Origin of the sequence: Cupriavidus pauculus (assembly GCF_002858765.1) — a bacterium.
Classification (GTDB): domain Bacteria; phylum Pseudomonadota; class Gammaproteobacteria; order Burkholderiales; family Burkholderiaceae; genus Cupriavidus; species Cupriavidus pauculus_B.
The window spans coordinates 41,276-48,404 of record NZ_PJRP01000028.1 but is presented as its reverse complement, the minus strand read 5'-3'; the positions used below and the strand labels follow the sequence as shown (position 1 = coordinate 48,404).

The following is a 7,129-nucleotide window of genomic DNA, read 5'->3' as shown; positions in this document are numbered from 1 at the left end:
GTTGCTGTCCGCCGCTGCCTGGCTGCCGGCGGGCCTGGCGGGTGCAGCCGATGCGTCGGCGCCGGCCGCGCATGCCGGTCATGCCTCGGCGCCCGCCACGGGCGCGCCATCGAACGTACAGGCGGGCACCTCGGCGGGCACCACATCGGGCCCGGCTTCGGGCCCCACGCCGGCCCCGAAGAACGCCTATCTCTATATCGGCTATCCCAACAACAATCAGACGATGCCGGCCGGCAAGCCGATCAAGGTCTGGTTCGGGCTGCGCAACATGGGCGTGGCGCCCAAGGACGTCAAGTATCCGAACACGGGCCACCATCACCTGCTGATCGACGTCGACCTGCCGCCGATGGACAAGGAGATCCCGAACGACCGCAACCACCTGCACTTTGGCGCGGGCGAAACGGAAACCACGATCGAACTGCCGCCGGGCAAGCACACGCTGCAACTGTTGATGGGCGACGAGAAGCACATCCCGACCAATCCGCCGGTCTACTCGAAGAAGATCACGATCTATGTGAAATGACCGACACCAGGCTCGGAGCGAGAAGGCGGGGCGGTCCGCCTGTCTCCGGCGCGGCGCACAGCGATGTGCGCCTTTTTTTTTGCCCGGATGGCCGGTGGCATGCCGGCTGTTGCCGAATCGCCAACACGTCACGCCAACACTGTGGGCGGTAGCCCAACACAAGCTGGGCCGCCGGCATGCGGCCGGGCACGGTCCAACACGGCCTGATCGCCCGCCAGCCCTTGCCCCACAACGATCCGCCAACTTTTTTCGGCTCCGTGGCACGGGCTGGCACGCTTGCTGCGATATCTGGTCCGAGCGCGACACCAACCCGATGCTCATCACCCAGACCCAACGCAGCACCTTCCTCATCCAGGAGATCATCATGACCAAGCTGACCATCAAGGACCTGTCCTCGACCGAAACCCTCGACGCCAAGGCGCTGCAGGCCGTACGCGGCGGCATCGCGGTGTTTGCCCCGCGCACCTCGATCTTCACGCCGGTGAGCCTGTCGTTCGATTCGCACAAGACGATCACGCAGTCGAACCAGCAACTGCAGGACGTGGCCAACTACTTCGGCAACGGCTCGGCCTTCCAGGATCACATGCGCAACAACGTGACGACGAACCAGTACGCCCAGAACAACGCCTGATTTTCGTACGGTTCAGGCGGCAGCGGCGCGCAGGCCGGCCAACAGGCCGCCGCCGCTCCAGCCGCACGGGGAGCTTGCGCCGGGGACACCTCCGCCCCGGCGCTTTTTTTGCCCGTCGTTTTCGCTTGCCCATCGATTTTCCGGGCACGCACGCCGAGGTTGGCGTCCGCCGCATGCCGACCCACAATACAGATCGAACGCCAGGACGCCCTGCCACGGTCCGCTGGCGTTTCAAGCAGGAAGCCATCGTGAACGCATTCGCCTTTGCTCCGCACCGCATGTCCCAACTGTCGGGCGTGGCCCTGTCCGTGGCGCTGCTGGCCGGCTGTGCCGATTTCCGGCCGCCCGAGTACCACCGTCCCGAGACGCCCGCCAAGGCGGCGTGGACCAGCAACGAGTCGATCACCGTCTCGCCAGCCGAGACCATCGTGCCGAACTGGTGGCAGGGCTTTGGCGATCCGTACCTGGACCAGCTCGTGGCGAAGGCGCTGTCGGGCAACTACGACATCAAGGTGCTGGCCGCCCGCATCCGCGTGGCCAACGCGCAGATTGCCGAAGCCCGCGCGGGCGCGCTGCCGGTGTTCGATATCGGCGCCGGCGTGGACATCAGCAAGACCACCGGCCAGCCGGTGTCGCGCACCTATAACCTGGGCGGCACCGTGAACTGGGATATCGACGTCTGGGGCAAGGTGGAAAAGGGCGTGCAGGCCCAGACCGCCGAATTCCGCGCCACCGAGGCCGACTGGCGCGCAGGCTACCTGTCGCTGGCATCCGACGTCTCGATCACGTATTTCACGATCCTGCTGCTCGACGAACAGGTGGCGCAGCAGCGTCATACGCTGTCGCGCAACAACGACATCCTGGGCACCTACAAGGCCATGCTGGCCAATGGGCTGCTGCCGCAGATCCGCGTCATGCAGCAGCAGGCCGAAATCAATCGCCTGACCAAGGACCTGCTGGAACTGCGCCGGTCGCGCGACGTGGCCGAGAACGCGCTGGCCACGCTGGTCGGGGTGCCAGCCGGCGAACTCAAGGTGCCGCCGGGCAAGCTGCAGGAGCGTATCAAGCTGCCCGTGGTGCCGGCCGGGCTGCCTTCGCAACTGCTGGCGCGGCGGCCCGATATCGTCGCCGCCGAGTATCGCGTGCTGGCCGCCTACGACCTGGTCGGCCAGGCGCGCCTGGCGCAACTGCCAAGCATCAGCCTGACCGCGCGCGGCGGCACTGCCAGCTTTGCGTTGTCCGACCTGATGAAGTCCTTCACGTTCGGCTTCATGCCCAGTATCAACCTGCCGATGCTGGACCCCAACGTGCGGGCCCGGGTGAAGACCACCGAGGCCAATGTGGGCGTGGTCGAGAACGAATACGGCCGCACCGTGATGACCGCGTTCGAGGAAGTGGAGAGTGCGCTGGTCAACGTCGACGCGCACAAGAAGCAGCGCGTGGAATTGCAGCAGCAGGTGAGCCAGCTGCGCGTGGTGGGCGCACAGATCGACGCCCAGGCGCGCGAAGGCATCGCGTCACAACTGGATGTCTTCGAGTCCGAGCGTTCGCTGCTGACCGCCGAGCAATCCTTGTTGGGGGCGTACCAACAAATCCTGGCCGATACCGTCACGTTGTACAAGGCACTGGGCGGCGGCTGGACCAATGTGGACGTGCGCAACGGCCGCGTGGACACCACTGCCGATGCCGCGTCGCCGGCCGGCGCGGCCACGCCCAAGGCGACGCGTTAGCCGCAGCGGCGTACAAACCGTTTCAAGCCTGAAACCCGCATGGCGCTGGCGTTTGCGCAACGCTGCGCCGCAGCGCATTGACTCCCCTCAAGCGTGGCCTACTATGTTCTTACCCGTGACCTGCCGCCCCCTTGCCGACGCATGCCGACCCCGTCGCTGCGTTGGTGCGCGGTTGCGCGCCACAGGCTGCACTGTTGGCTCAGGTGAAACATGACGCGCGACGAAGCTCCCTTCATGGATGTGCCGGTCATGGCGCCCCAGGCTGGCCAGGCATTCGATGTACTGCTGATGCCCGTGTCGCGCCCGGAGCTTGGCGAGATCCGTATCGACGAAGACCTGTTCGCGATCGGGCGGGGCGAGGCGCCGTTTGCCGCGTATCCGACCGACGCCGTGTCGGTGTTGTCGCGGCGGCACGCGCGCATTTTCTCGGAAGACGGGGCGGTCTACGTGGCCGACCTGGGCAGCAAGAACGGCACGCGCGTGAACGGCGACAGCGTGGCCCAGCAGCCGGCGCGACTGAGCGACGGCGACGAGGTCAGCTTTGGCGCCGATCTGGCCTATCGCGTGCGGCTCTATCCGCGCCCAGCCGAGCCGGAGCCGCCCCGCGTGGCGGTCACGCTGGTCCCGATGCGCGACGACCTGGGCCTGCAGCCGGTGGTCATCGCCGGCTTCCCGTTCATGGTCAACAAGGCGGACGACACGTTTGCCCGCTATCGCGACCTGTATCCGCACCAGGTGAACTACCTGTCGCGCCGCCATGCGCACGTGTACCTGAAGCACGGCGTGCCGTGGATCGAAGACCTGGGCAGCACCAACGGCACCTTCGTCAATGGCGTGCGGCTGCGCGACCAGTCGGTGCGGCTGGAGCCCGACGATGTGGTGGCGTTCGGCGGCAGCCACTTTGTCTACCGGGTCGGGATCGAGCGCGAGACCGATGCCGATGCCACGGCCACGCGAACGTCGCTGGCGGTGCCGGCACCGTCCGAAGCGCCCGATGTGCCCGACATGCTGCGCCAGCCCCCGGTCAATGGCGCGGAGGCCACGCCGGGCGAGGTCGATCCCGATAAGACCACGTTCGTGGGCGCCGCCGATTCCTTCCTGGATATCTTCTGCGTGGACTATCGCGCCGCCCAGGAGGACGAGGTCAACCCCGAAGCCATGCCCGACGCGGCCGACCCGGCCCACGCACCGGCGCCGCGCGGCCGGATCACGATGCTGCTGCTGGAGGCCATGCGCAGCTTCGGCATCACCGATCGCCATCAGCTGGAGCGCGCGGCGCGCGTGGCCATCCTGGTCATCGCCGTGCTGGTGATCGGCGGCGGTTATCTCTGGTGGCGCGGCGCGCCGGACCGGTCGTTGCAGGCGCTGGTCGACGAAGGCAAGTATGCGCGGGCGGCGGAAGTGGCCGACAAGGTGCTGTCGCGCCACCCCGACGAGGCGCGCTACCAGGCGCTTGGCGCCGAGGCCCTGATGCGCGGCTACGTGCCGCAATGGTCGGCACGGCTGCAGGCCAATGACGCCGCAGGGGCCACGGCGGTACTGGACCAGATGCGCACCCGCAGCCAGCACAATACCGACGGCCAGGCCTTGACCGCCCAGCTTGCCTGGGTGGCCGACCTGGAGCGCTACGTGGCCCAGCGCGGTGGCATCGACGGGCCAATCCGCATGTACGCCGACGAAGCGAAGATCCGCGATCTGCTGCGGCGGTGGGAGGACGACACCGCGTCGCATCAGCGGCTGCTCGGACGTATCGCCAACGACGTGCCGCCGTTCCGCGACACCTACGCGCGCGCCCTGAGCGACCTGCGCCGGCTGCAAAACGACGAGTCGGTGCTGCTGGCCGCCATCGACCGGCTCAATGCGGCCATCGCCACGGAACTGGGCCGCGACCAGCCCGAAGCGCTTCAGCCGATGCTGGCCGAGTACAAGGACAAGTACCAGCGGCTGTCCGGGCTGGACAGCGTGGAAAACGACCTGCGCCAGTACACGGCGATGATCGAATCGCTGCGCATCCGGGCCCCGGGGCCGCTGGTGGCGCTGATGCAGCAGGCCAGCTTTGCCACGCCGCCGTTCCAGACCGCCTATCAGAAGCTCAAGGCCACGCGCCTGCCCGGCGACGACGTGCAGAAGCAGTACCTGGCGGCCAGCAAGGCATGGGAGCAGGGCGACGGTGCGGCCGCGCTGGCCACGCTGAAGACCGTCACGGCCGGGCCATGGGCCGCCGACGTGGCGAAGGATGTGGCCCACAAGGAGCAGGTGCTGGCGCAGTACGCCGCGGTCAAGGCCGGCCGCGGATCGCCTGGCTATGAGGAGCAGCTGCTGGCGTTCTACGAGTCGCTGGACCCGAAGACCGATGGGTACTTCGCCAGCAGCATCGACGCCGATGTCAACAGCATCCGGGACGCGGCCCTGCGCCGCGCCAACCAGTTGCTGAACCGCGCGGCCACGGGGTGGCGCCAGTATCGCAACAACGGCCTGATTGCCGGCGAACAGCGGCTGGAATCGGGCATCTCGGCCAAGTTCCGCTCGCAGGCCAGGCTGCTGGCCGATGCCCAGGACGACGCCCGCAAGGGGCTGCGCATCTACGCGCAGCTGAAGATCGAGGATTCGGCGCAGTGGACCAAGGTGCGCGACGACATCCAGGCCGAGGTGGACACCCAGCGCCGCTCGCTCAATGACCTGCGCATGGTGCTGGACCCGGCGGTGCTCAAGGCGAAGCTGGCGCTGGTGGGCGAGGGCAGCAAGGGAGGTGGCAAGGAGGGTGGCAAGGACGGCGGGGACAAGGACGTCAGCGCCGCCGCGCCGGCCGCAACCGCCGCAACCGCCGCGAAACCCGAAGCGGGGAGTACGCCATGAAGGACGAGAACCGCGACAACAAGCTACGGCCGCTGACCGAGGCGCTGGAAGACCATAGCGCCGAAGGTATCGCGCTGCTCAGCGCCGAGCCGCGCCGGCTGACACTGCTGGCCGTAGTGATCACGGGCGTGCTGCTGCTGTGCGCGCTGCTCTGGTCATTCTTCGGTCATGCCGACGTGATCGTGACCGCGCAGGGCACGCTGGCGCCGGAGTCCGAGGTGCGGCGCTTCTACGCGCCGGTCGACGGCGAACTGGTCGATCTCTACGTGGCCGAGGGCCAGCCGGTGTCGAAGGACGACGTGGTGGCACGGCTGAACGCGCGCGGCGCCATCGAGGCGGCGGCCAATGCGCTGCAGGCCCAGCTCAAGCTCGAAGACGCCGAACGCGAATGGAAGCAGTTTCCGGAGCGCAAGGCGCTGCTGGAGCGCAAGGCTTTGGCGCTGAAGCAGCAGATCGAACTCAATTCGCGCCAGCACGAGAACCGTCTGGCCGAAGGTACGACGCGGCTGGCCGAGCAGCAGCGCGCGCAACTGGCCGAAGCGCGCAGCAATCTAGAGAACGCGCGCCGCGCCCGCGAATTCGCGCGCCAGGAGCAGGACCGCTATGCGCGGCTGTTCGCGCTGCCCGCCGGCGGCGGGGTGTCGCAATCGCAGGTCGAGGCCAAGCGCGCCACCACGCAGGAGGCCGAGAACAACCTGCGCGTGGCCCAGTCGCGGCTGGCCGAACTGGACGCACGGCTGGCGCAGGAATTCACGCAGGCCAGCGCACAACTGGAAGGCAGCGGCCAGGAACTGGCCAGCCTGCGCGTGCAGTACGACGCCGCCGTGCGCGAGATTACCGGCACCGAGGACAAGCTGCGCCTGCAGGTACAGACGGCGCGACTGGTGGCGGATGCCGCGGCGCGCATCAAGTTCGAGAACATCGACAAGGACAACTTCCTGCTGATCCTGGCGCCGGTGTCGGGCGTGATTACCGATGTCACGTCCACGCAGCGCGGCGACAAGGTACAGGCCAACACGCCGCTGGGCGGCATCGCGCCCAAGGATGCCCGGCCGATGCTGCGGATCGAGATTGCCGAGCGCGACCGCGCGTTCCTGCGCGAGGGGCTGCCGGTCAAGCTCAAGTTCAGCGCGTTTCCGTACCAGCGCTACGGCCTGATTGCGGGCACGCTCGAATACATTTCGCCGGCCACCAAGCCGTCCGGGCCGGACAAGCAGCCGGTGTACGAGGGCCGCGTGCGGCTGGCGCAGGACTATTACAGCGTGGCCAGCAGCAAGTATCCGCTGCGCTACGGCATGACCGCCACGGCCGAGATCGTGGTGCGGGAAAGACGCCTGATCGACCTGGGGCTCGATCCCTTCAGGCAGGTCGCGGGTTGAACGTTGAGGA

At 67.8% G+C, this 7,129-nt stretch carries 5 protein-coding genes; all 5 read left to right on the top strand.

All coding sequences use genetic code 11. From position 1 onward, the window contains the following. Positions 1–34 precede the first annotated feature (34 nt). The gene (locus tag CYJ10_RS32560) at positions 35–523 is read left to right on the top strand and encodes a DUF4399 domain-containing protein (RefSeq protein WP_374703330.1); all 489 of its coding nucleotides are present in this window, start codon (positions 35–37) and stop codon (positions 521–523) included. A gap of 364 nt (positions 524–887) precedes the next feature. Beyond that, positions 888–1,154, top strand: coding sequence for a hypothetical protein (locus CYJ10_RS32555; protein WP_101685565.1), 267 nt, complete (start codon positions 888–890; stop codon positions 1,152–1,154). 278 nt (positions 1,155–1,432) lie between these two features. After that, the gene (locus CYJ10_RS32550) at positions 1,433–2,884 is read left to right on the top strand and encodes an efflux transporter outer membrane subunit (protein WP_101685564.1); all 1,452 of its coding nucleotides are present in this window, start codon (positions 1,433–1,435) and stop codon (positions 2,882–2,884) included. A gap of 210 nt (positions 2,885–3,094) precedes the next feature. Continuing rightward, positions 3,095–5,740 carry an FHA domain-containing protein gene (locus tag CYJ10_RS32545; RefSeq protein WP_101685558.1) on the top strand — a complete coding sequence of 882 codons (2,646 nt, stop codon included), beginning with the start codon at positions 3,095–3,097 and terminating at the stop codon, positions 5,738–5,740. Then, on the top strand, positions 5,737–7,119 hold the full coding sequence (locus CYJ10_RS32540) for an HlyD family secretion protein (protein WP_101685557.1): 1,383 nt from the start codon (positions 5,737–5,739) through the stop codon (positions 7,117–7,119). The genes CYJ10_RS32545 and CYJ10_RS32540 overlap by 4 nt, the downstream gene beginning before the upstream one ends. The last annotated feature ends 10 nt before the right edge of the window (positions 7,120–7,129 follow it).

Bases quoted from the DNA above. Each gene is read 5' to 3' on its own strand.
- CYJ10_RS32540 (WP_101685557.1), top strand. From the start codon at position 5,737: ATGAAGGACGAGAACCGCGACAACAAGCTACGGCCGCTGACCGAGGCG.
- CYJ10_RS32555 (WP_101685565.1), top strand. From the start codon at position 888: ATGACCAAGCTGACCATCAAGGACCTGTCCTCGACCGAAACCCTCGAC.
- CYJ10_RS32550 (WP_101685564.1), top strand. From the start codon at position 1,433: ATGTCCCAACTGTCGGGCGTGGCCCTGTCCGTGGCGCTGCTGGCCGGC.
- CYJ10_RS32545 (WP_101685558.1), top strand. From the start codon at position 3,095: ATGACGCGCGACGAAGCTCCCTTCATGGATGTGCCGGTCATGGCGCCC.